This window comes from Erwinia sp. PsM31, from assembly GCF_030433775.1.
Lineage (GTDB): Bacteria > Pseudomonadota > Gammaproteobacteria > Enterobacterales > Enterobacteriaceae > Erwinia > Erwinia aeris.
This window is the reverse complement of sequence record NZ_JARUWZ010000037.1, coordinates 1-22,938: the sequence shown is the minus strand read 5'-3', so window position 1 is coordinate 22,938 and position 22,938 is coordinate 1. Positions and strand designations below refer to the sequence as shown.

Genomic DNA, 22,938 nt, shown 5'->3' with positions numbered 1-22,938 from the left:
TGTGCCATCCTGACAGGATCGCCAGCAGAGGCAAAATTGGCTATCGGGTCGACCTTGAGCTGGCAAAACCACGAATAGCCGCTTCAGCCAGGCTTGCTGCCGTATCAACAATCGGCAGCAACTGCTGAGGATGGCTTTTAAGTAAGGGGCTGATGTCCGTACAGGCAATAAGCAGCGCTTGGGCGCCAGCTTCCTGCGCCAGAGAAATCAGCGCCCGCCACTGCGTTATCACTTCAGGATCGGTAAATCCGTTTTGCTTAATCAGCGCTATCAAACGCGTTGTGCTCGCACGTAATGGCTCAGAAGAGACACAGCGCTTTCCTGTCAGATGTAGACGCTGCTGATAAAAACCCGCATCAAGCGTAGCCTCAGTAGCAATCACGGCGATGTTCTCCGCTGCGGCAAGGCGTTCAAGCGCGCAGTCGGCAATATGCAGGACAGGAATGCCAGCGCTGGCCGCCTGCATTTCAGCAAAGTAGCAATGGGCTACATTGCAGGGCACCACGATCAAATTGACCCCGACTTTTACCAGATCGCTAATGCCATCGCGCAGTGCCGCTGACATTGCGGCATCTTCAACCGCCCGGTCAGGGAAAAAAGGCGTCGGCAAGGAAATAATATGCATCTTGGGATAGTCGATATCGAACCTGGCCCCGTATTGCTTTTGGCACTCATCCACCAACATATCGATAAAAGGCGCGGTGGAGCGCGGCCCCATACCGGCCAGCACCCCAATACTGTAAGGCATTACGCTCTCTCCCTTTGATAACGGACAAAATTCATCATACATAGCGCCAGCAGTAAAAAAGAAATTATTAACAGCTCAACAGAGATATCAAGCGCGCTGCGAAGAGGATTCAGCGTAGAAAGGGCAATCACGCATCCTGCGCCCGTCATCGCAATAGCGCCTACGGCTGCGCCCGCATAACCTGCTTTCTTGCCATACAGATCCATGCATCTGGCCGTCGAGCTGGGCGTCACGATGCCTTCGCCAAGCGCGACGATGGTCATAGGAATAATGAAGGAAATAATAGCGTTGGGTAACATCTTACTGAGGATCAGCATGGATGCAGAGCCGGTAAGGATGAGTAACACGCCGACAGTGCAAATCGTCGTCACCTCAAAACGGGCAGAGAGTTTCGAGACGATAAAGTTTCCGGCCATTACACAGGGCACAATAGCCAGCGGAACCAAACCAAACTCCTGTGGAGAAAGATGGAAGTTATCCTGAAGGATATAAGAAGCAGAAAGCAGGAAAACCAGCTCTGCGGCATAACCCAACATATTAAACAATGCCATTCTCATAAACTCACCGTGGCTAAAAATATCACGGTAGTTTTTCCCCAGTCGGACCAGCGTAAACTTGTTTGCTTCGTCTCCGACATTTTCGTTGGTTTCAGGAAGCGAAAAGTAGAGGTAAACAATAAAGCAGAAGGCCATCACACACAGCGTGGCGAAATTAATCCGCCAGCCTAAAAAACCCTGAATGGCTCCACCTGCCATAGGTGAAATCGCGGGCGTTACGGACATAAACATGACCAATATGCCCATAAGTTTCAGTAATTTTTTACCGTGTGACATATCCCGAGCGATGGCGCGAGCGACCGGGCCGACACAGCCTACTCCCAGACCAGTCACGATCTTGCCGGCCAGGAAAGCAGGGCCGGACGTGGCCAGAAAACAGGCAAGATTACCAAGAAAAAAAATCGATAAGCCGATCAGGGCAACAGGGCGGCGGCCATAATAGTCCGAGAGCGGGCCATAAAAAAGCTGCGACAGACCAAAAGACACCAGCGTTAACGTCACTGAAAGTTGTAAAAGGGCATCGGTAGTGCCCAGTGGAGAACGCATATGGGGTAAGGAAGGAATAAATAGCGTGTTGTTAAACTGGCCCATAGCGACCAGTAAAACGATAATTATTCCAACTGAAAGGCTGCCCGACTGCTTATTTGGTAATGACGGCACCATATTCACCTTTGTCAGTAATCATCTTTATTTTTGCTAAATCATCAAAAACATCTTCAGATTTTCCTGTCAGCGTCCCTATAGCTGACCAGTTGCTTTCCCCTAACGCGGGAATGACCGTGCCCATATTGACAGCCAGATGATGCGAAGAAGCGGGGTCAGGAAGATCAAATCGCAACAGTCTTGCGCTTTCCGCCAGGCCATAAAGGATCCCCGTAACGTCCTCGCGAACCGGGCTGTCAAAAAAGCTGTTCTCAATAACAGGCTTTTGCAAGACAGCAACGCTGATAGCATGCTCAAAGATTTTTACCGGACTGATATCATAGGCAAATGCAATCAGCTCCATCACATTCGTGCCGCCGGGCCTGCCCATATTGGCATCGATAAGCCTGACTTCATCGCCGTTGACCATAAACTCAATATGGAAAAAGCCATAGTTAAAATCGGCGCGGTCGATTAGCGTACTGACAACGTTTTTACATTTGTTGTAAGCCGTATTGCCCATGTCGTTCTGGTAGGGGAATTTATGCTGTACTTCTGTATTTCCATACTTAAAACGCTTTGTAGCGCCGATAAAATCGACCTTATTCTGACAGGCATAACCCTCTATACTGACCAGTTCACCGTCAAAAAATTCCTGAATAATATATTGATTAGGATTGAGGTAATCCGGGATCTTCTCAATAGCGAGAGAGATTTTTTCCTTGAATTCATCAAAGCTTTGGAAGGTAAAGGTGCCTATTGCGCCCGCCGTCAGGCCGGGTTTAGCAATGTATTTTGCTGCTCCTGAAGCAGCAATAAAGTCTTCGATGGTTTTTTCAGGCGTGACCTGCCACTCGATGCCCAGGGAGGCGGGAATATATTCAGGAATAATTTCATTAACCCAGGCTTTATCCTTCAGATTAAGCACGCTGGCTGAAACCCCAGGAAGACCAAGCTCTTTGTTTGCCGTGGCGATAATGGCCAGGCGGCTGTCCAGAAGCGTGGTCAGGCCCGCAATTTTCTCTCTGCCGAACGCGTTCACCACGCGTTTAATATCTTCGATCTCTGTGGTTTCGCAGAAAATAGCCCTTTCCTGCGCCAGCTGGATCAAGGCATCGCCTTCCTGGTTCCAGTAATTAGTCAGGAAAATTGGCTCATAGCCCAGATTTCTGATCGCACGAGCGATATAGGAAACGCCCAGAAAAGACGCTTCTACAACCATGATATGTTTTTTCATACGGCTTCCTGAATTTTCTTTACGTAAAGTCTTTGTAGCCAGCGATCTTTACCATCAAATACCGGTTTAAACAGCGAACGGCCGTGTAGCATTTGGTTATTATCAATAATTAATGCGGAACCGGGTGAAAGCAGAGCTTCAAAAGCATATTCATTAAACAGGGCTCTTAGTTTCTCAAACAGCGATTTGGCTTCCGGCGTGCCGCAATGAACCACGCCGCGATTAAAATTGAAGCAGAAACTTCCGCCTTTGCTGAAATCGGCTAAGGATCTACGGTAATAAATATCATCGCCACCTGAAAAAGAATAAGGCGCTCTTACAAAGTATATTTTCTGCTGAAGCAGATTTATCTCTTCTTCAGATAATTGTGCGAGCACCTCCGGCACGTTGACTAACGTCGTGGGAACGTTTTGCTCAGTGCGGCTTCTGACTGCCGTTAACAGCAGATAATCTGGTTTATTATCGTCGAAAGCTATTTCCGTATGAAATTCAAGATCCACTTCCGAACCTGTACCTGAAGCGACCGTTTCGTCACCTTTTACAGGATAAAGATTGTGTATATAACGACCGCTGTTTTCCTGTTCGTAAGCGTGAGGCATACCCAACAAGGAGGATAAATATACCAGCGTTTTTTCTGTAATCGAATTCCCGGTTGGAATATCTACTACTTTTTTCAGCGGCGTGTCTGGTTTGCTGTCGTCTGTTGGAAACCCCGAGACTATAGCGTAGCCCTGACGGGCTACGCACTCACGTATTTGACTCGATATTTCATCTTTCGGATCGATGATGCTTTTAATTTCTCTGTGAAGCGTAATAATAGCATCGTTGGTTGTCAGATTTTTATCAGCATACTCTTGCCTGAATCGTTCCCGACATGCTGTTGGCATTGCGATCGCCGCGCTATCCCTGGTTGGGACAGCATATAAGGACTCATCTCTCTTGAGCTTTTCCGTAATCATATAGCCCTCGGGAAAATGGTTAAACCGATTCTTTTTCTTTAAAGAAAGTTTCGTTAATAGTGCGGTTCGGCCCTAAATCGTGATACTGCACGATATCGAGAATGGATTCGCAACCGCTCATAAACCTGATAATACGTTCCAGTCCAATACCAAAACCTGCGGTCTGAATTTGCGACTTATCTTTCCATGCCGCGTATTCATTACTGTATGACTTACCGAGTTTTTGTGATTGCTGATGAATATCCTGTGCGGTTTTAGGCCGGATACCACCCGTTGTTAATTCACCATAACCGAAAGGCAGCATAAGATCGTAAGTGTCATAGCTTCCTTTTTCATTTTGATGGTAAATAGAGTCGCGGACACCTTCCGGATAGTCATAAATCCAGAATGGAATATCAAAAAGCTGCGTTAATTTTTCATCTTCTTCTGCGGTGAAATCTCTTTTGAGATCGGGAGAATTGCCAATCAACCGGTGACCTTCCGCAAAAGTAATAGTGGGGTAACCTGATTTTGCTAATGCCTTGATATTGCGTAAACCCGTTTCTGAATGCTGCAGCGTAGGGTCTTCCAAAATCGATTTTGCCATTGAGGTCAGTATTGTTTCACCCTGTTTGAATACGTCACTCATACTGCTGGTACGCCACTCGATTTCAAACTGGAAAAAGTTATAAAGGTGCTTCCCTGAGTTTTCTTCACCCTCCATCACTAATCTGAGGCAAGGCGCAACGCAGTACACTTTATCCAGAAACTCTAATGACATTTGTTTTTCAACGACGTGGCTTACAGGAAGGTAATATTTTTCTTTCCCTTTTACCTGTACGTTTCCAGGCCGATCGGCAACGATTTCTGGCAGATCTTTATCGCCCAGCACTGCAATTGAATGTCTGGCTCCGGGTTCAAAGCTGGAAGAAACAATGCTGGGCAGGATTTCGGTAAAGTTGTTTTCTGCCGCTGATTTTCTCAGGCCATTTAAAACGCGTCCGCTCCAGGCATAGGTTTCCTGGTAGGAAAGGTTCGGCTTAGACATGATGATTCTCCCTATACGATTTGTTTTACAGGCTGTAGATTTTTTATACATTTCAGCCTGTATATAAATTGGTTGCATTGGCCGTATGCTGGGATTGTTATTCCCATTAAGCATTAGTCGTAGCCGGTTAATGCATTCGTGCTGCTTTATGTTTAATTTGCAGTCACATAATCTAAATTGGATCATTGTTAATATCAATGGTTTTGAGGTTATCTATAACTTATTGTTTTAAATGTGATTTTCTTCATGATTCGTTCTTTATTAACACTTATTAACATAACTATACTTCAGTCTTTTTTATCTTTAATCTTGGTTGGCAGAGTCTATCTGGTAATATCTATTTATACTTTGCATCTATTTTAAACAGCTGACATATGCTGTTGGTAAGCTAAAACGATCTTTTTTATATAAAATGTGGTGCTGACAGGAAGGGAAAATAAGGAAAGGTTGTGTGTAATTTTCAATCAATACACGGAGGTGCGACATCAAGTATTGAACAAAAAATAACCTTACTCATGACGTACAGAGGGTACTGCAAATATGCATCGTAGCTAATAATATGTTTATCGTAATTTATGCCCTATATTTTATCGGGCCTGCTTTTTTTGGGGCTTGGTCACGCTGCTTTATTCTGCGCACAGAAATTAAACAGGAATTTTAAGGACGGCGGTAAACCAATAGAGACTGGTTGATAATTAAGCGCTTAAATAAACTGATGCGGTCCATTTTTTAATGCGTATCTGGTTACGGATTAAACGACCTTAAGGCCTGGCTCTCTCCCGCAAACAGGTGACAGAAAAGAGCCTGGCCCTGGTAAAAGCATTTTCAGGCTAAAAAATAGCCGGTCGGGCTTCTGCCGGGTCTGCGGATTCACTCCTGGTGAAACGGCATTATTCGCCGCACGTTATCAGGCTGACCTGCGCGGCGACAATCCGCCAGCCTTGCGGCAGCTTCACCCATGTCTGCTGCTGACGACCAATCTTATCCGTTCCCTCACGGGTAAACTCTGTGCTGCATACCGCGTAATCATCGCCAAACGTGGTGATTACCGTATTACGCAGCTGACGAGCCAGGCCCTGTGCAGGACGCGCGGCGCGGAAAGCGCGGATCGCCTCAATCCCGTATAAATTTTCTCCTGCGCCCAGCCGCACGGTGCGCTCGTCATGCCAGAACAGCTCGTCGAGCACGTCGATATCGTTGCCGGTCAGCGCCTGCTCGTAGCGATAAAAAGCTTCGGTAACCTCTGCCAGCACCGAGGGGCGATTAATTTTATCCGTCATGCTGTCAATCCTCCTGCTACAGGTGCTTTAGCTATGCCCATTTTCTCCAGCGTCCATGCCACGCGCAGGCAGGCTTCTTCTTTAAACGGCGCGGCGATAAGCTGTAGGCCGATCGGCATGCCGCCCGGCGTTTGCAGCGGCACGGTCGTCACGGGCAGCCCCAGAAAGGAGATGGGCTGCGTCAACATGCCCATGCTGGCGCGGATGGGCAAATCGCTGCCGTTGATATGCATCGTTTCCTGTCCAATCAGCGTGGCGCTGGTGGGCGTGGCGGGCGCAATCAGCACGTCAAACTGCCCGAACAGGGGCAGCACCCGCTCACGAAAATAGTGGCGGAAGCGCTGCGCCTGCACGTACCAGGCGGAAGGCGTCATCGCACCGGCCAGCAGGCGCTCGCACGACAGCGGCTCAAAACGCTCCGGCTGCGTGCGCAACGCGGGCAGCCAGGCGTTGCCGCCTTCGGCAGCGGTCAGGATAAACGCGGCGGTACGGGCCAGCGCGGCCTCCGGCATCAGCACCTCTTCCTGCGCATCAAGCGCTTTTGCGGCCTGCGCGACGGCTGCGCGGGCATCGTCATCACACCAGGTTTGAAAATAGCCGCCCAGCACGGCGCACCGCAGGCCCTGTGCGCCTTGCTCCAACAGGCGATGAACAGGCTGGATCGCTTTTTCCGCCTGAAAGCTATCCTGCGGATCGCGGCCCTGTAACGCATCGTAAACCAACGCCAGATCTTCGGTGCTGCGGGCGAAAGGCCCGATATGATCGAGGCTGGCGACAAAGGGCTGGCTGCCGCTGCGCGACAGGCGGCCAAACGTCGGCTTCAGGCCAAAAATGCCGCACAGCGAAGCCGGTACGCGGATCGAGCCGTTGGTATCCGAGCCCAGTGAAAAATGCACCAGGCCAGCGGCGACGGCCGCCGCCGAGCCGCCAGAGGATCCCCCGGCGATACGTTGGCTATCGTGAGGGTTACGCGTGGCGCCGTAATGGCTGTTTTCCGTGGTAAAACCGTAGGCATAGGCGTCCATATTCACCATGCCGGACAGCAGCGCGCCCGCCTCGCTGAGCTTGCTCACTGCCCAGCTGTCTTTTTTGGCCGCCGGGCGATCGCTGAGCAGGCTGGCACCCGCCAGCGTGGTATGGCCCGCAACGTCAAAAAGATTTTTTACCGCGCAGGGAATGGCCGCCAGCGCGGGTAACGGACGATCCTCTTTGCGCCGACGATCGAGACGATCGGCCTCGCTCAACATGCGATCCCGCGTTACGCTCGTCCAGGCATTGATCGTCGGATCCAGCCGCTCGATCCCGTCCAGCGTTTGCTGCGCGATTTCTCTGGCGCTCAGCTCGCCTTTAAGCAGCGCGCTTTTTAGTTCGGCAATGGAAAGGGAGCTTAGCGTCATGCTTTATATACTCCTGCGATTTCCTGACGTTCATCCAGCGGGAACGCCATCAGCGGCGCGGCCATCTCGGCAATACGTGAAAACTGCACCAGCAGCTCGGCGCGACGACGATCGTCCATCGGTACGCCCAGCACCTGCTCCATGTGGGCCAGATAAGCCGTCCAGTCAATTTCGGTGTTCATAATGTTCTCCTGTTAAAAACCGGCCGCGCTGCCGTTGCTGCGGGGATCGCTGGCGCCTTCCAGCATGCCGTTGGTATGGCGGACAATCGCGCCTGCGTGGCCGACCGCCTCGCTGAAATCCTCCAGCGCTTCGACTTCATGCCCCAGCTCGCGCAGGCGGGTAAAGGTGGCGGCGGAAAAACGGCCCTCCAGCTTCAGCGAATCGGAAGCCTGGCCCCAGGTGCGGCCGAGCAGCCAGCGCGGCGCGCTGACGCACTGCTGTAGCGGCATTCCCTGCACCACGTGACGGGTAAAAATGGCGGCCTGAGTCTGCGGCTGGCCGTCGCCGCCCATCGAGCCGTAGACCATGGTGCGGCCATCGTTCAGCCGTGCGGCGGCGGGATTAAGCGTATGAAAAGGCTGTTTGCCCGGTGCTAAAGCCAGCAGGTGTTCGGGATCCAGGCTAAACGCCGCGCCGCGATTTTGCCAGGTGATGCCGGTGCCGGGCAGCACCACGCCGCTGCCGAATTCGTGATAGATGCTCTGAATAAAAGAGACGGCAAGGCCGCTGCTGTCCATCACGCCCATCCACACGGTATCGCCCGGCCCTTTGCCGGTTCCCCAGCCGGCCGCGCGGCTGTCGCTGATTTGCCCCGCCAGCGTTTCGAGCTGGTCGGAATCAAGCAGCGCCTGCATCTCTTCGCGCATATGCAGCGGATCGGTGATATAGCGGTCGCGCAGGCCGAAAGCCAGCTTGGTCGCCTCCACGATGCGGTGCACGGTCTGCACCTCGTCTGCTTCCGCCATATTCAGATGATTGGTGATGCCCAAAATCGCCAGCGACACCAGGCCCTGGGTCGGCGGCGTCATATTAAAGACCTCGCCGTACTCGTGGCGGATGCTTAATGGCTTACGGCGCTTCGCCCGATGCTTATTAAGATCTTCCAGCGTAATCGGCATGCCAAGCGCCGACATTTCTGCCGCCAGGCGATTAGCCAGCGAGCCGCGATAAAAGCTGTCCAGCCCCTGTTCCGTCAGGATGCCCAGCGTGTTTGCCAGCGCCGGTTGGGTAAAGCGGCTGCCGGCGCGCGGCACCTCGCCATCCGGCAGGAAAGCGGCCGCGAAGCCCGGCTGCGCCGCCAGCTCGTGATATTTGCCGGCGGTTGCGGTCGACTGCGATTGGGTGACGGGAATGCCGTCCGCCGCATAGCGGATCGCATCGGCCAGCAGGCGTGAAACGGGCATCACGGCACCGCTAAGCTCGTTGGCTATCGTCAGCGCTTCTGACCAGCCGCTGACCGTTCCGGCTACCGTCAGCGCCGATTTTGGCCCGCGATGGGGGATAGCCGCCGCGCCGTCATAAAAAGCGAAATCGGCCAGCGATCCGGCCGCGCCGCTGGCGTCGATGGCGATGGGATCGCCCTGCGGCGGCATAATCAGCCAGAAGCCGTCGCCACCCAGCCCGTTCATATGGGGATAAACCACGGCGATCGTGGCCGCCGCCGCGACCATCGCCTCAATAGCGTTGCCGCCTTCGCGCAGAATGGCCAGCGCGCTTTCACTGGCGAGATGATGAGGCGTTACGGCCATGCCAAGCGGAGCGAGATTACTTTGTATCATCACGTTCTCATTTTCAGGGACGGAGCAGAAAGGGAAGCAAGAGCTGTTCCAGTTTGTTGCAGCCGGAACGGCAGGGCAGTGAAAATACGCATCCGGCTTGCAAGATGAAGGTGAACTTTTCTGCCCGGCACGTTATTTGTATACGTTATCTTCTCTGAAACAAAAGTTACAAGGTTCATATCATGAAGCAGCTTGATGAGCGCCTGAGAAATCACTATCCCCAGCTTTCTCCGCAGGAGCAGCGCGCGGCGGATTTCATCTTCGATCATTTTGACGATTTGATTAGCTATAACAGCGCAGAGCTGGCGCGGCTCAGCGGCGTTTCTAAAGCGACCGTCAGCCGCTTATTCAAGCGTCTTGGCTATGAGAAATATCGCGATATGCGCGACGAGTTGCGTACGCTGCGCCAAAGCGGCATGCCGCTGACCGACAATCGCGACGCGGTGCAGGGCAACACGCTGCTGGCGCGCCACTACAAGCAAGAGATGGCAAACCTGACGCAGTGGGTAAGCCAGCTGGACGCCGCGCAGTTCGGCGAGGTGGTGCAAAGACTGGCCGCCAGCAGGCGCATCTTTATTGTCGGTATGCGCAACTCCTGGCCGGTGGCGCTGCACCTTCGGCAGCAGCTGTTGCAGGCGCGCGGCGAGGTCTCCGTCGTACCGCAGCCGGGGCAGACGCTGGCGGAAGAGCTGCCGGATATGACGCCGGACGATGTAGTGGTGGTGATTGCCTTTCGCCGTCGTCCGCGCATCATTAAGCCCCTGCTGCAACAGCTTCAGCAGGCTGGCGTGCCCACGCTGGTGATTTGTGAGCCGCAGGCGCAGGCGATCCTGGCGCTGGCGACATGGCAGCTTTGCGCGCCGCTGGACAGCGTGTCCGCTTTCGACAGCTATGCCTGCGCCAACAGCCTCATCAACCTGCTGACCAATGCGCTGCTGCATGAGCTGTTAAGTAAAGGTCGTCAGCGCATCCATCATATCGCTAATCTGTACGGCCAGCTGGACGAGCTGGAACAACGCTGACAGGGCACCATTTTGGTGCTTTGCTTTATTTCAGGGCAGCGCCGCAGGCATCGGGAAACCATTTTCTGAACTTGCTGACATGCTTCTTTTTCTGCCTTATCTCCTGCTTTCTGGCTGGTTTGAAACCGCTTTTTCCTTTGTTTGCGTGCTGTTCCACGGCTGGCGATCCCTTTTTCCGTGGCTGGCACATTAGTTGCAAATGATTATTTCAGGAATCTTTCGTTTCATATTGGCTTAACCGGGGAAGAGAAAATGAAAAAAACGTTACTGGCGATCGCGGGCGCAGTATTGCTGTTCACCCAGGCCGCACAAGCGGATCAGTTGCAGGATATAGAGAAACGCGGCGTGCTTCGCGTCGCCGTGCCGCAGGACTTTCCGCCGTTTGGCTCGGTCGGCACCGAGCTACAGCCGCAGGGTTACGATATCGATATGGCGCGCTACCTGGCCAGCCAGATGAAACTTAAGTTACAGCTGGTGCCGGTCACCAGCGCCAACCGCGTCCCCTATTTACAGACGGATAAAGTGGATCTGGTGATCTCCAGCCTGGGTAAAAATCCCGAGCGGGAAAAAGTTATCGCCTTCAGCCGCGCCTATGCGCCTTTCTTCCTGGGCGTTTTCGGGCCGAAAGAGGCCGAACTGAAAGCGGCAGCCGGGCTGAGCGGCAAGTCGATTGGCGTAACTCGCGGCGCGGTAGAGGATATGGCATTAAGCGATATTGCGCCCAAAGACGCGCAGCTGAAACGCTATGAGGATAACAACACCACGCTGTCGGCCTACCTGTCGGGCCAGGTACAGTATGTGGCGACCGGCAACCTGGTGGTGGCGGCGATTGCGCGCCAGAACGCAGACAAAGCGCCGGTGGCTAAGTTTATGCTGAAAGATTCGCCCTGTTTTATCGGGATGCGCAAAGGCGAACCGGCGCTGAAGGCGAAGGTGGATGGCCTTATCGAACAGGCGATCAAAGATAAAACGCTGAACGGGCTGTCGCAGCAGTGGCTGAAAGCGCCGTTGCCGGCCGACTTCAGCGCGTAAGGGCCGGCCGATGACGGAGCAACTCGACTTTCCGGCGCTGCTGCCTTACTGGCCGCAGCTGCTGGCCGGACTCTGGATCACTATTCAGCTGACGGTGATGGCGACGGCGGGCGGCGTGGCGCTCGGTATTCTGGGCGCGGCGCTGCGTAGCGGACGGCCTTCGGCGCTCAGCCGCCTGTGGGGCTGCTACGTTGAGCTGATCCGCAACACGCCGTTTGTGGTGCAGCTGTTCTTTATCGTGTTTGGCCTGCCGAACCTGGGGCTGAAGCTGACCGCTGGCGAAGCGGCGCTGCTGGCGATGCTGATCAACCTGGGCGCCTACAGCACGGAAATTATCCGCGCCGGGATCCAGGTCACGCCGAAAGGCCAGTGGGAAGCGGGCCGGGTACTGGGCCTGACGCGGTCGCAGACTTTCCTGCGCGTGGTTTTGCCGCCTTCTTTAAAGCGCATTTATCCGGCGCTGGTCAGCCAGTGCATCATTGTGATGCTGGGATCGTCCGTGGTCTCGCAGGTTTCGTATGAAGAGCTGACTTTTGCCGCCAACCTGATCCAGTCACGCACCTTTTTAAGTTTTGAGGTCTATCTGGTCACCACACTGATTTATCTGGCGCTGTCGATCGCCATGCGTCAGCTGCTGCTGGCGGCCGGACGTAAATGGCTGGGAGGAACGGCCTGATGACGACATTTACCGACTGGGACATTCTGCGCAATTTACTGCTGGCGGCGCGCTGGACGCTGCTGCTGTCGCTGACTGCGTTCTTCGGCGGCACGCTGGTGGCGATGCCGCTGGTGATGGTGCGCCTGACGCGCCGCCGCTGGCCTAACCGGGTTATCAGCGCCTGTATCGAGCTTTTTCAGGGCACGCCGCTGCTGATGCAGCTGTTCCTGGCGTTTTTCGGCGTGGCGCTATTCGGCATCGACGTCTCGCCGTGGACGGCCGCCTCGCTGGCGCTGACGCTCTATACCAGCGCCTTTCTGATCGATATCTGGGTGGGCAGCATTAACGCGTTGCCGAAAGGGCAGTGGGAAGCGTCGCGCTGCCTGGGGCTTGCCAAAGGCCAGACGCTGTATCGCGTGGTGCTGCCGCAGGCGCTGCGTATCGGCATCGCGCCGACCGTGGGCTTTGCCGTACAGGTGGTCAAAGGCACCGCGCTGGCGTCGATTATCGGCTTTGTCGAGCTGACTAAAGCGGGCACCATCCTGAATAACGTGACCTACCAACCTTTTAAAGTTTTCGGGCTGGTGGCGCTGGGCTACTTCCTGATCTGCTATCCGCTGTCGCGCTACAGCCAGTACCTGGAGAAAAAATTCAATGCCGCTCATCACCATTAATCAGGTACAGAAATATTACGGCGCCAACCACGTGCTGAAAGGCGTGGATCTGGACATTGATATGGGCGAGGTCATCTCGATTATCGGCCGCAGCGGCTCGGGGAAAAGCACGCTACTGCGCTGCATCAACGGGCTGGAAGGCTATCAGGAAGGTAGCATCAAGCTGGGCGGCATGACCATTACCGATCGCGATTCGCAGGCGCGGGAAATCAGCCGCTCCGTCGGCATGGTGTTTCAGAACTTCAACCTGTTTCCGCATATGACGGCGCTGGAAAACGTCATGCTGGCGCCCAGGCGCGTGCTGAAAAAGAAAGAGGTGGAATGCCGGGCGCTGGCGGCGCAAATGCTGGAGAAGGTCGGCCTCGGTGAGCGCATGGATTACTACCCGTCCAGCCTTTCCGGCGGCCAGCAGCAGCGCGTGGCGATTGCGCGGGCGCTGGCGATGACGCCCAAAGTGTTACTGTGCGATGAAATCACCTCGGCGCTCGATCCGGAGCTGGTGGGTGAAGTGCTGAAGGTGCTTGAGCAGCTGGCCCGCGAAGGCATGACGCTGATTTTAGTCACGCACGAAATGAATTTTGCCCGGGAAGTGGGCGACCGCGTGGTGTTTATGCATCAGGGCCGCGTCTGGGAGCAGGGCGACAGCAAAAGCGTGTTCGCCAGCCCGCAGACGGCGGAGCTGAAACAGTTTATCTCATCGGTGCGCGGCCTGAGCTGAGCACCGGATCTGCAAGAGAAGGAAACGAAATGGATGTAACACGCTATCCGCAAATTAATCCGCCGCAGCGCCTGTTGATGGGGCCTGGGCCTATTAACGCCGATCCTCGCGTATTGCGCGCCATGTCCAGCCAGCTGCTTGGGCAGTACGATCCGGCCATGACGCACTATATGAACGAGGTGATGGAACTGTATCGCGGCGTGTTTCGCACGCAGAACCGCTGGACGCTGTTGGTTGACGGCACCTCGCGCGCGGGCATCGAGGCTATTCTGCTGTCGGCGATCCGCCCCGGCGATAAGGTGCTGGTGCCCGTTTTTGGCCGCTTTGGCCATCTGCTGTGCGAGATCGCCCGCCGCTGCCGCGCGGAAGTGCACACCATCGAAGTGCCGTGGGGCGAAGTCTTCACGCCGGATCGCATCGAAGACGCGATCAAAACCGTGCGCCCTCGTCTGCTGCTGACCGTGCAGGGCGATACCTCCACCACCATGCTGCAACCGCTGGCCGATCTGGGCGGCATCTGTAAAAAATATGGCGTGCTGTTCTATACCGACGCCACGGCCTCGCTGGCTGGCAACGCGCTGGAAACCGACGCCTGGGGTCTGGACGCGGTCTCCGCCGGGATGCAGAAATGCCTCGGCGGCCCGTCCGGCACCTCGCCGATCACGCTAAGTCCGGAAATGGAAGCCGCGATCCGCAAACGCAAATGCGTAGAGGAAGGGATCCGCACGGCGGCGCATCAGGATGGCGACGACGAGATGATCTACTCCAACTATTTCGATCTGGGGATGATCATGGATTACTGGGGGCCGGAGCGGCTGAACCACCACACCGAAGCGACGTCGGCGCTGTTCGGCGCGCGTGAATGCGCGCGGCTGATTATGCAGGAGGGCCTGGATAACGGCATCGCCCGCCACGAGCTGCACGGCGACGCGCTGCTGAAAGGCATTCAGGGCATGGGGCTGGAAACCTTCGGCGACCTGCAACACAAAATGAACAACGTGCTGGGCGTGGTCATCCCGCAGGGCATTAACGGTGACCAGGTGCGCAAGCTGATGCTTGAGGACTTCGGCATTGAAATCGGCACCTCGTTCGGCCCGCTGCACGGCAAGGTCTGGCGCATCGGCACCATGGGCTATAACGCCCGTAAAGACTGCGTGATGCAGACGCTGAGCGCGCTGGAATCGGTGCTGACCTGGCTGGGTTATAAAACGCCTCAGGGCGCGGCGATGCAGGCGGCCTGGGATCGTTATGCCGCCGGGAGCCGCTGATGGAGCCACTCAATCTTGCAGAGGCGCAGCAGGCGGCGGCCAGGGTGATGGCGCGCTGCGATCGCCTGGCGGAAATCAGCGAAACGGCGGACGCGCTTACCCGCGTCTATCTGTCGCCTGAACACCTCCAGGCCAACCGGCAGGTAGGGGAATGGATGGCGGCGGCGGGAATGCGCGTCTGGCAGGACAGCGTCGGCAATATCTGCGGACGCTATGAAGGGCAGCAGCCCGATGCCCCTGCGCTGCTGCTGGGATCGCATCTGGATACCGTGCGCAACGCGGGCCGCTACGACGGGATGCTCGGCGTGCTGACCGCGATTGAAGCCGTGCAGGCGCTGCACCGGCAAAATCTGCGGCTGCCGCTGGCGGTGGAAATCGTCGGCTTTGGCGACGAAGAGGGAACGCGCTTCGGCATCACGCTGCTGGGCAGTCGCGGCCTGACCGGAAGCTGGCCGGAAAGCTGGGTCAGCCATCCCGACGGCAACAGCATCACCGTGGCGCAGGCGATGGCCGACGTCGGGCTGGATGCGCAGGCGATTGGCGAGGCGGCGCGTGAGGTAAAAGATATCGTCGCCTATCTGGAGCTGCACATAGAGCAGGGGCCGTGCCTGGAGCAGGAAGACCTGGCGCTGGGCGTGGTCACGGCGATCAACGGCGCACGCCGCCTGAACTGCCTGTTTGTCGGTGAGGCAGGCCATGCGGGCACGGTGCCGATGACGCATCGTAAAGACGCGCTGGCGGCGGCAGCGGAATGGATGGTGTTTATCGAACAGGCTGCGGCAAAGCACGGCCCGCAGCTGGTGGCAACGGTGGGGACGCTGCAGTGCCAGCCCGGCGCGGTCAACGTGATCCCCGGCGAGGTGGCGCTGAGCCTGGACGTGCGGGGGCCGGAAGATCGGGCGCTGGCTGAACTGCTGTCGGCGCTGCTGACCCAGGCGGAAGCGATAGCGCTGCGGCGCGGCTTAAGCTTCAGCGCCGAAGAGTATTACCAGATCCCGGCGACGCGCTGTGACGAAAAGCTTCAGGCGGCGCTGAGCCAGGCGGTAACGGCGGTGCAGGGCCGCTCGCTTTCGCTGCCCAGCGGCGCGGGTCACGACGCCATTGCCATGGCGGAGCGCTGGCCGGTCGGCATGTTGTTTGTCCGCTGCGATCGCGGCATCAGCCACCATCCGGCGGAATCGGTCAGGGTGGAAGACGTGGCGCTGGCGGTTCGCGCCTGGACGAAAGCGGTGAGCGAGATAGCGCTGTCAGCAGACAGCACAGGAGGTCAGCGTGTCGCCTGAACAGTTTAATCAGGCCCCGGTCGCCGAGGCCAGAAAGCACATCGCCCACTGCGTCGCGCTGGCAAGCTGGGTGGAAGAATTAGTGGCCGCACGCCCTTTCGCCTCGTTGGACGAGCTGCTGCAAACCGGCGAGCAGCTGGCGAGCGGCTGGGACGGTCAGGCGCTGGACAAGGCGCTTTCCGCGCATCCACGCATCGGTGAAAAGGCGCAGGGCAGCGACAAAGAGGCCGCGCTTTCCAGCGGCGAGCAGGGCAGCGTTAAGGAGGCGGATGCCGCGCTGAAAGAGGCGCTGCGGGCAGGAAACGCCGTTTACGAACAGCGTTTTGGCCGGGTGTTTTTAATCCGCGCCAAAGGGCGAAGCGCCGGAGAGATGTTGGCCGAACTGCATCGACGCCTCGCCAACGACCCGCAACAGGAGCAGCAGGAAGCGCTGGATCAGCTGCGGGAAATCACTCTGCTGCGTTTAAAAGAGACGTTTCGCTAACAAAACTTGCAAAGGGGAGTTCAATGAGCACCATCACCACGCATATCCTGGATACCGCGCTGGGCAAACCGGCGATTGGCGTCGCCGTTTCGCTGGAGCAGAACAGCAGTCAGGGCTGGCTGCCGGTGGCGCAGGGCGATACCGATGCGGATGGCCGCATCACAGACTTAACGCCCGAGCCGCTGGCGCCGGGCCATTACCGCTTAATTGCCGAAATCGGCGACTATTTTGCCGCCGACGGCCGCGACGCGCTCTACGTCAGCGCCCAAATCGATTTCGTGCTGCCGGAAGCGGGCAGCCACTATCACCTGCCTTTCCTGATTTCGCCGTGGTCGTGGTCTACCTATCGCGGCAGCTGATCCTTTTATCCTTCGGGCCGCAGCCTGAATGATGTTGGGGAGAGATTAATAACCAGCACCGCCTTTGCGGTGAGTGCAGCAGTGAGGGGTAAACATGAGCGCCAGGCCAGAAGATACGCGTTACCCGGCAGGCAAATCTTTTGCCTGGGGATTGCAGCATGTATTGACGATGTACGGCGGCATTATCGCGCCGCCGTTGATTATCGGCTCGGCCGCCGGGCTGCACGCCGCCGAACTCGGGATGCTGGTGACGGCGGCGCTGTTTGTCAGCGGCTGCGCCACGCTGCTCCAGGCGCTGGGCGTGCCCGGTTTCGGCTCGCGTCTGCCGCTGGTGCAGGGCGTCTCTTTCGCGGGCGTGGCGACCATGGTGACGTTAGTGACCAGCGGCGGCGGCTTGCCGGTGGTGTTCGGCGCGGTGATCGCCTCTTCGCTGATTGGTCTGCTTATTGCTCCTTTGTTTGCCCATATCATCCGCTTTTTTCCTCCGGTGGTGACCGGCACCGTGATTACGGTGATCGGCCTGTCGCTGATGCCGGTCGCCGCGCGCTGGGCGATGGGCGGCAATCCACACGCGCCGGAATGGGGCTCGCCGGGCAATATCGGGCTGGCCGCGCTGACGCTGGGGATGGTGCTGCTGTTTCATCGCGTAGGCAACGCCGCGATAAAAAGGCTGGCCGTGCTGGCGGCTATGGTGTTGGGCACGCTGTTTGCCGTGGCAGGCGGTAAGGCGCAGTTTTCGGGCGTGCTGCATGGCGACGTGGTGGCGCTGCCCGGCATCCTCAGCTTTGGGCTGCCGGTTTTCGACGTGGCGGCCATCCTGTCGATGACGCTGATCGTGCTGGTGCTGCTTACCGAAACCACTGCCGGGCTGATCGCTATCGGCGACATTGTCGGTACGGAGGTTGACGGTAAACGCATCGCCAGCGGGCTGCGGGCCGATATGCTGACCAGCGCGCTCGCGCCGCTGTTTAACTCCTTTCCGCAGAGCGCCTTCGCCCAGAACATTGGTCTGGTCGCTATTACCGGCATCAAAAGCCGCTATGTAGTGGCGGCGGGCGGCGCGATCCTGGTGCTGCTTGGCTGTCTGCCCGTGCTGGGCCGGATAGTCGCGGCCGTTCCCGCTCCGGTGCTGGGCGGCGCGGGCGTGGTATTGTTCGGCACCGTCGCGGCATCCGGTATCCGCACGCTGGCAAAGGTCGATTACAAAGAGAATATGAACCTGGTGGTGGTGGCGACGGCCATTGCGTTTGGCATGATCCCCATCGTGATGCCGACCTTTTACGACCGCTTCCCTGACTGGGTCAGAACGATTTTCCATTCCGGCATCAGCGCCGCCTGTGTCGTAGCCGTGCTGCTGAATATTGTGTTTAACAGCGTTAAAGGAACGGTAAGCGTGCAGGAAAGCCGATCGGGCTGAAGCATTCAGCCAGCAGGCTATGCGATGCCGGGCAGCAACGGCTTATAAACTAAACTCATCCGCATCGCGCCAGGCCGGAAAACGCTCCCGATATTCGCGCAGCTTGTCCAGCGATAGCTCGGCGCTCAGTACCGCTGGCTGATGCGGTTCGCCAGCCGCCAGGATTTCGCCCTGCGGGCTGATAATCCGGCTGTCACCGCTGTAGCTATGGCCGTTGGCATCGTGGCCGGTGCGATTGCAACCGGCTACGTAAGCCTGATTTTCAATGGCCCGCGCCAGCAGCAACGCCTGCCAGTGCGCCGCACGCGCTGCCGGCCAGTTGGCGACATACAGCGCCAGATCGTAATCGTTGCGGCTGCGGGAAAACACCGGAAAGCGCAGGTCATAGCAAATCTGCGGCAGAATGCGCCAGCCGCGGAACGCTATGATTTCCCGCTTTTCGCCCGCCAGATAATGCTGGTGCTCGCCAGCCATGCGGAACAGATGACGCTTGTCATAGCGATGTACCGTGCCGTCCGGCTCCGCCAGCAGGAAGCGATTGACCGCGCCCGCGGGCGTCTGAACGGCGACGCTGCCGCCGATCATGGCATCAGCCGCGCGGGCTTTCTCCTGTAGCCAGCCCACCACGCGCGCTTCCGGCAGCGAGCTTTTCGCCGCCTCCATCGCAAAGCCGGTGGTAAACATTTCCGGCAGTACAATCAGGTCGCGGCCCGTTAATCCGGCTAACAGCTCGTCAAAAAAACGCAGATTGGCTTCGCCGTCCATCCAGACCAGCGGCTGCTGTAGCACGCTCAGGTTTAAAGCTGACATAGCCGCTCCGCTGCCGCATCCAGCGTGGCTTCCTGTTTGGCAAAGCACAGACGGATGAGTTTATGAGGGAAAGGCCCGGCGCAGAAAACCGACAGCGGGATCGCCGCCACGCCCGCTTCTTTGGTCAGCCACTGGCAAAAGGCGACGTCATCCAAATCGGAAACGGCGCTGTAGTCGGCCAGCAGAAAGTAGGTGCCTTCACACGGCAGGATTTTCAGGCGACTTTTCGCCAGCGCCTGTACAAAACGGTCACGGCGGGCACGATAAAACGCCGGCAGCTCGCGGTAGTGCTCTGGTTCGGCGTTCAGCATATCGGCCAATGCCAGCTGTGCGGGCGTGTTGACGGCAAAGGTCAGATACTGATGCACCTTGCGCACTTCCGCCGTTAAGGCTGGCGGCGCCACGCAGTAACCGACCTTCCAGCCGGTCATATGAAAGGTTTTGCCAAACGAGGAAACGGCAATAGCGCGCTCACGCAGCTGCGGATGGGCGAGCACGCTGGCGTGGCCCTCTTTGGCAAAGCAGATATGCTCGTAAACCTCGTCGCTCAGCACATAGATTTCCTGTGCTTTCACCGCCTGCCACAGCGAGGCAAAATCGCTTTTTTGCCAGACGGTAGCGGAAGGATTGTGTGGCGTATTGAGGATAACCAGACGGGTACGAGGCGACAGCAGCGCGGTAAATTCCTGCCAGTCGACGCGAAAAGCCGGCGGCTGCAAAGCGATGCGCTTCATCACGCCGCCACCCAGCGTCACCGCTGGCGCATAGCTGTCGTAGCTGGGATCGAAACAGATCACCTCATCGCCCGGCCGCACCAGCGCGGTAATGGCGGCATACAGCGCTTCGGTCGCGCCTGCCGTCACCGTGATTTCGCTGTCGACGTCGGGTTTATGCCCGTAAAGCTCCGCCGTTTTAGCCGCAATCGCCTGCCGCAGCGGCTGCACGCCGGTCATCGGCGCATACTGGTTGGCGCCAGCGCTGACGTGATGCGCCAGGCGCGCTTTCAGATAGTCCGGGCCGTCGAAATCCGGGAAGCCCTGAGAAAGGTTAATGGCGTTATGCTGCTGCGCCAGCGCGCTCATTTGCGAAAAAATAGTGGTGCCCAGAGCGGGGAGTTTGCTCTCAGGCGTAATCGACGTCTGGCTCATGATTAGTCACCCTTGCGGAACGCTATGGATATGTTTTAGCCCGTTGCTGCCACTATAACGTCAGTGCTAATATTTGGCAATCAAGACGCTTAGACGTCTAAAAGATAAGAATATGCCGTGCTTAGCGGTTGAAAAGGAAGGTTATGACAACATCGCAATTAGATCGGCTGGTGGCGGCCTGCCACTGGATCGGTGCCAAAGGCTGGGCGCCCGCCACCGGCGGCAATATGTCGGTGCGGCAGGACAACGAGTTTTGCCTGCTGAGCGAATCCGGCAAAGACAAAGGTTCGCTAACCCGCGAGGACTTTATTCAGGTCGCCATCGCCACTAACCATGCGCCTTCCGGCCGCAGGCCTTCCGCAGAAACGGGCCTGCATACGCTGATCTATCGTCTGTTTCCCGAAGCGGGTGCCGTACTGCACGTGCATACGGTGAACGCGACCGTACTCTCAAGAGTTGAGAAACGCGCCGCATTAGTATTGCAAGGCTATGAAATGCAGAAAACGCTGACCGGACAAAGCTCGCATCTGGAAGAGGTGGCTATTGCGCTGTTCGATAACGATCAGGATATTGAGGCGCTGGCGAAACGTATTGAGCAGTACGCGGAAGGCCATCCGCTGCGCTACGGTTTCCTGCTGCGCGGCCACGGCCTGACCTGCTGGGGAAGAGACGTGAACGAAGCGCGTCGCCATCTTGAAGGGCTGGAGTTCCTTTTCCAGTGTGAATTACAACGTCGGCTTCTGGAGGCCCAATGATCCGCGCTATTGTCACCGATATTGAAGGCACCACCAGCGATATTCGCTTCGTACACAACGTGCTTTTCCCGTATGCGCGCGAAAATCTGGCGGCCTTTATTGCCGCTTTTCAGCACCGGGAAGAGGTGGCGCAGGCGCTGAGCGATCTGCGTGATGAAATCGCGCAGCCGCAGGCCACGGTAGAGGATTTAATCACCGTGCTGTTCGGTTTTATGGATGAAGACCGCAAATCCACCGCGCTGAAAGCGTTACAGGGCATGATCTGGCGCGATGGCTATCTTAACGGCAGCTTTACCGGCCATCTCTATCCGGACGTGCTGCCCGCGCTGAAAGCCTGGCACCAGGCTGGCATTGGGCTGTATGTTTATTCATCCGGCTCGGTAGCTGCGCAGAAATTGTTATTTGGCTACAGCGACGAGGGTGATATTACCTCGTTGTTCAGCGGCTATTTCGATACGCACGTCGGGGCCAAGCGCGAAACGGACTCTTACCGCAATATTGCCGCAGATATCGGGCTGGCACCGGGCGAGCTGCTGTTTTTATCCGATATTCGTCAGGAGCTGGACGCCGCTCGGGAAGCGGGCTGGCATACCGTGCAGCTAATTCGCGATGAAGCGGATGACGTCAGCCGTCATCCTCAGGTCAACCGGTTCGATCACCTTACTCTGGAGTCGTTTGTATGAGCGCACTGACCATTTTTACCGACAGCGAAGCGAAAACGCCGATCTGGCAAAGTACCGATGAAGAAGCGATCCGTCAGAAACTGAGTGGCAAAAACGTGCGTTTTGAGCGCTGGCAGGCGGATCGCGATTTAGGCGTGGATCCGCAGCCGGAAACGGTTATTAACGCTTATCAGCACGCTATCGATCGGCTGGTGGCGGAAAAAGGCTACCAGAGCTGGGACGTAATCAGTATGCGCGCGGACAATCCGCAGAAAGAGACGCTGCGGGAAAAGTTTCTTTCCGAACATACGCATGGCGAAGACGAAGTGCGGTTCTTCGTGGAGGGGGCGGGGCTGTTCTGCCTGCATCTGGACGGGCATATTTACCAAATCCTGTGTGAAAAGAACGATCTGATCTCCGTGCCTGCGGGGACGCCGCACTGGTTTGATATGGGATCGTCACCGCACTTTACCGCTATTCGCATTTTCGACAATCAGGAAGGCTGGATTGCGAATTTTACCGGCGACAGGATTGCCGATGCCTATCCGCGATTGCCGTAAGCGAATCTCTGAGCCGTGATGAAAATGGCCGTTTTACAAAACGGGCGGACAGACTGGCCGCCCGGGTTTATCTCAATCAGGTAACCGGAGCGCCAATAAAATAAGACAGTTACTCATTAGCAACTGGGCCACCTGTTTTCAATGGTGCTTTAAAAGTAGTTCTTTTCGTTTCTTATGTGCTTCTGCTGGAAATAATTAATGCAGTGGTTTTGGAAGGTCTTTTAAATATTTAAATATATAACTGAAATATTATAATTCTAATTAATAGCCGGGGAAGTCTGGTAGATAAAGCGATAATAAAGATTTTTGGTTTTCATCTTAAAATATTGATCTTTAATATTTAAACTTTAATGCCTAATGTTAGGGTTTGCAGTTAGGGTTTGCGGTCAGGGTTTGCGGTTAGGGTTGCAGTTAGGGTTTGCAGTTAGGGTTTGCAGTTAGGGTTTGCAGTTAGGGTTTG

Annotated in this window: 24 protein-coding genes; 13 read left to right on the top strand and 11 right to left on the bottom strand. The window is 56.4% G+C overall.

Features of this window, described 5'->3' with window-relative positions:
- Window positions 1-40 precede the first annotated feature (40 nt).
- The 9 genes from QCD69_RS20350 to QCD69_RS20310 all read right to left on the bottom strand — a co-directional run bounded on the left by QCD69_RS20350 (window position 41) and on the right by QCD69_RS20310 (window position 9,628).
- Complete coding sequence (locus QCD69_RS20350; RefSeq protein WP_301253366.1) at window positions 41-790, bottom strand: aspartate/glutamate racemase family protein; 750 nt, start codon at window positions 788-790, stop codon at window positions 41-43.
- Window positions 748-1,968 (bottom strand): multidrug effflux MFS transporter, encoded by a 1,221-nt coding sequence (locus tag QCD69_RS20345; RefSeq protein ID WP_301253365.1) that lies wholly within the window; start codon window positions 1,966-1,968, stop codon window positions 748-750. The genes QCD69_RS20350 and QCD69_RS20345 overlap by 43 nt, the downstream gene beginning before the upstream one ends.
- Complete coding sequence (locus QCD69_RS20340; RefSeq protein ID WP_301253364.1) at window positions 1,946-3,184, bottom strand: ATP-grasp domain-containing protein; 1,239 nt, start codon at window positions 3,182-3,184, stop codon at window positions 1,946-1,948. Before QCD69_RS20340 ends, QCD69_RS20345 begins: the two co-directional genes overlap by 23 nt.
- On the bottom strand, window positions 3,181-4,143 hold the full coding sequence (locus QCD69_RS20335) for a TauD/TfdA family dioxygenase (RefSeq protein WP_301253363.1): 963 nt from the start codon (window positions 4,141-4,143) through the stop codon (window positions 3,181-3,183). The genes QCD69_RS20340 and QCD69_RS20335 overlap by 4 nt, the downstream gene beginning before the upstream one ends.
- A 19-nt stretch (window positions 4,144-4,162) precedes the next feature.
- Complete coding sequence (locus QCD69_RS20330; protein ID WP_301253362.1) at window positions 4,163-5,170, bottom strand: amino acid--tRNA ligase-related protein; 1,008 nt, start codon at window positions 5,168-5,170, stop codon at window positions 4,163-4,165.
- Window positions 5,171-6,060: 890 nt separating this feature from the next.
- The gene (hpxZ, locus tag QCD69_RS20325) at window positions 6,061-6,450 is read right to left on the bottom strand and encodes an oxalurate catabolism protein HpxZ (protein ID WP_301253361.1); all 390 of its coding nucleotides are present in this window, start codon (window positions 6,448-6,450) and stop codon (window positions 6,061-6,063) included.
- The gene (locus tag QCD69_RS20320) at window positions 6,447-7,847 is read right to left on the bottom strand and encodes an AtzE family amidohydrolase (protein ID WP_301253360.1); all 1,401 of its coding nucleotides are present in this window, start codon (window positions 7,845-7,847) and stop codon (window positions 6,447-6,449) included. The genes hpxZ and QCD69_RS20320 overlap by 4 nt, the downstream gene beginning before the upstream one ends.
- Window positions 7,844-8,029, bottom strand: a complete 186-nt coding sequence (hpxX, locus tag QCD69_RS20315; RefSeq protein WP_253455343.1) for an oxalurate catabolism protein HpxX — start codon at window positions 8,027-8,029, stop codon at window positions 7,844-7,846. Before hpxX ends, QCD69_RS20320 begins: the two co-directional genes overlap by 4 nt.
- Window positions 8,030-8,041: 12 nt before the next feature.
- Window positions 8,042-9,628, bottom strand: a complete 1,587-nt coding sequence (locus QCD69_RS20310; RefSeq protein WP_301253359.1) for a gamma-glutamyltransferase family protein — start codon at window positions 9,626-9,628, stop codon at window positions 8,042-8,044.
- 182 nt (window positions 9,629-9,810) lie between these two features.
- Here QCD69_RS20310 and hpxU point away from each other — a divergent pair, with 182 nt between their 5' ends.
- From hpxU to QCD69_RS20260, 10 genes are all read left to right on the top strand, one after another.
- The gene (hpxU, locus tag QCD69_RS20305) at window positions 9,811-10,650 is read left to right on the top strand and encodes a MurR/RpiR family transcriptional regulator HpxU (RefSeq protein ID WP_253455341.1); all 840 of its coding nucleotides are present in this window, start codon (window positions 9,811-9,813) and stop codon (window positions 10,648-10,650) included.
- A gap of 252 nt (window positions 10,651-10,902) precedes the next feature.
- Window positions 10,903-11,682 carry a transporter substrate-binding domain-containing protein gene (locus QCD69_RS20300; protein WP_253455340.1) on the top strand — a complete coding sequence of 260 codons (780 nt, stop codon included), beginning with the start codon at window positions 10,903-10,905 and terminating at the stop codon, window positions 11,680-11,682.
- Window positions 11,683-11,692: 10 nt separating this feature from the next.
- A complete protein-coding gene (locus QCD69_RS20295) occupies window positions 11,693-12,358 on the top strand; it encodes an amino acid ABC transporter permease (RefSeq protein ID WP_253455339.1) in 666 nt (221 codons plus the stop codon).
- Window positions 12,358-13,014, top strand: a complete 657-nt coding sequence (locus QCD69_RS20290; protein WP_253455338.1) for an amino acid ABC transporter permease — start codon at window positions 12,358-12,360, stop codon at window positions 13,012-13,014. The genes QCD69_RS20295 and QCD69_RS20290 overlap by 1 nt, the downstream gene beginning before the upstream one ends.
- Entirely contained in the window at window positions 12,995-13,732 is a 738-nt protein-coding gene (locus QCD69_RS20285) for an amino acid ABC transporter ATP-binding protein (protein WP_253455337.1), read from the top strand. Before QCD69_RS20290 ends, QCD69_RS20285 begins: the two co-directional genes overlap by 20 nt.
- Before the next feature lie 29 nt (window positions 13,733-13,761).
- Entirely contained in the window at window positions 13,762-15,000 is a 1,239-nt protein-coding gene (locus QCD69_RS20280; RefSeq protein ID WP_253455336.1) for a pyridoxal-phosphate-dependent aminotransferase family protein, read from the top strand.
- The gene (hpxK, locus tag QCD69_RS20275; RefSeq protein ID WP_301253358.1) at window positions 15,000-16,283 is read left to right on the top strand and encodes an allantoate amidohydrolase; all 1,284 of its coding nucleotides are present in this window, start codon (window positions 15,000-15,002) and stop codon (window positions 16,281-16,283) included. Before QCD69_RS20280 ends, hpxK begins: the two co-directional genes overlap by 1 nt.
- On the top strand, window positions 16,273-16,767 hold the full coding sequence (gene uraD, locus QCD69_RS20270) for a 2-oxo-4-hydroxy-4-carboxy-5-ureidoimidazoline decarboxylase (protein ID WP_301253357.1): 495 nt from the start codon (window positions 16,273-16,275) through the stop codon (window positions 16,765-16,767). Before hpxK ends, uraD begins: the two co-directional genes overlap by 11 nt.
- 23 nt (window positions 16,768-16,790) lie before the next feature.
- Window positions 16,791-17,126 (top strand): hydroxyisourate hydrolase, encoded by a 336-nt coding sequence (uraH, locus tag QCD69_RS20265; RefSeq protein WP_253455333.1) that lies wholly within the window; start codon window positions 16,791-16,793, stop codon window positions 17,124-17,126.
- A gap of 94 nt (window positions 17,127-17,220) precedes the next feature.
- Window positions 17,221-18,543 carry a nucleobase:cation symporter-2 family protein gene (locus tag QCD69_RS20260; RefSeq protein ID WP_301253356.1) on the top strand — a complete coding sequence of 441 codons (1,323 nt, stop codon included), beginning with the start codon at window positions 17,221-17,223 and terminating at the stop codon, window positions 18,541-18,543.
- A gap of 42 nt (window positions 18,544-18,585) precedes the next feature.
- Here the strand turns inward: QCD69_RS20260 and QCD69_RS20255 are convergent, their stop codons facing one another.
- A complete protein-coding gene (locus QCD69_RS20255) occupies window positions 18,586-19,353 on the bottom strand; it encodes an amidohydrolase (RefSeq protein ID WP_301253355.1) in 768 nt (255 codons plus the stop codon).
- Window positions 19,341-20,501 (bottom strand): pyridoxal phosphate-dependent aminotransferase, encoded by a 1,161-nt coding sequence (locus QCD69_RS20250; protein ID WP_301253354.1) that lies wholly within the window; start codon window positions 20,499-20,501, stop codon window positions 19,341-19,343. The genes QCD69_RS20255 and QCD69_RS20250 overlap by 13 nt, the downstream gene beginning before the upstream one ends.
- 143 nt (window positions 20,502-20,644) lie before the next feature.
- Between QCD69_RS20250 and QCD69_RS20245 the strand changes: the two genes are divergently transcribed.
- The 3 genes from QCD69_RS20245 to QCD69_RS20235 are packed head-to-tail and all read left to right on the top strand — an operon-like array spanning window position 20,645 to window position 22,478.
- Complete coding sequence (locus QCD69_RS20245) at window positions 20,645-21,256, top strand: methylthioribulose 1-phosphate dehydratase (RefSeq protein WP_301253353.1); 612 nt, start codon at window positions 20,645-20,647, stop codon at window positions 21,254-21,256.
- The gene (gene mtnC / locus QCD69_RS20240) at window positions 21,253-21,939 is read left to right on the top strand and encodes an acireductone synthase (RefSeq protein ID WP_301253352.1); all 687 of its coding nucleotides are present in this window, start codon (window positions 21,253-21,255) and stop codon (window positions 21,937-21,939) included. Before QCD69_RS20245 ends, mtnC begins: the two co-directional genes overlap by 4 nt.
- Entirely contained in the window at window positions 21,936-22,478 is a 543-nt protein-coding gene (locus QCD69_RS20235; protein ID WP_253455327.1) for a 1,2-dihydroxy-3-keto-5-methylthiopentene dioxygenase, read from the top strand. Before mtnC ends, QCD69_RS20235 begins: the two co-directional genes overlap by 4 nt.
- Window positions 22,479-22,938: the final 460 nt, after the last annotated feature.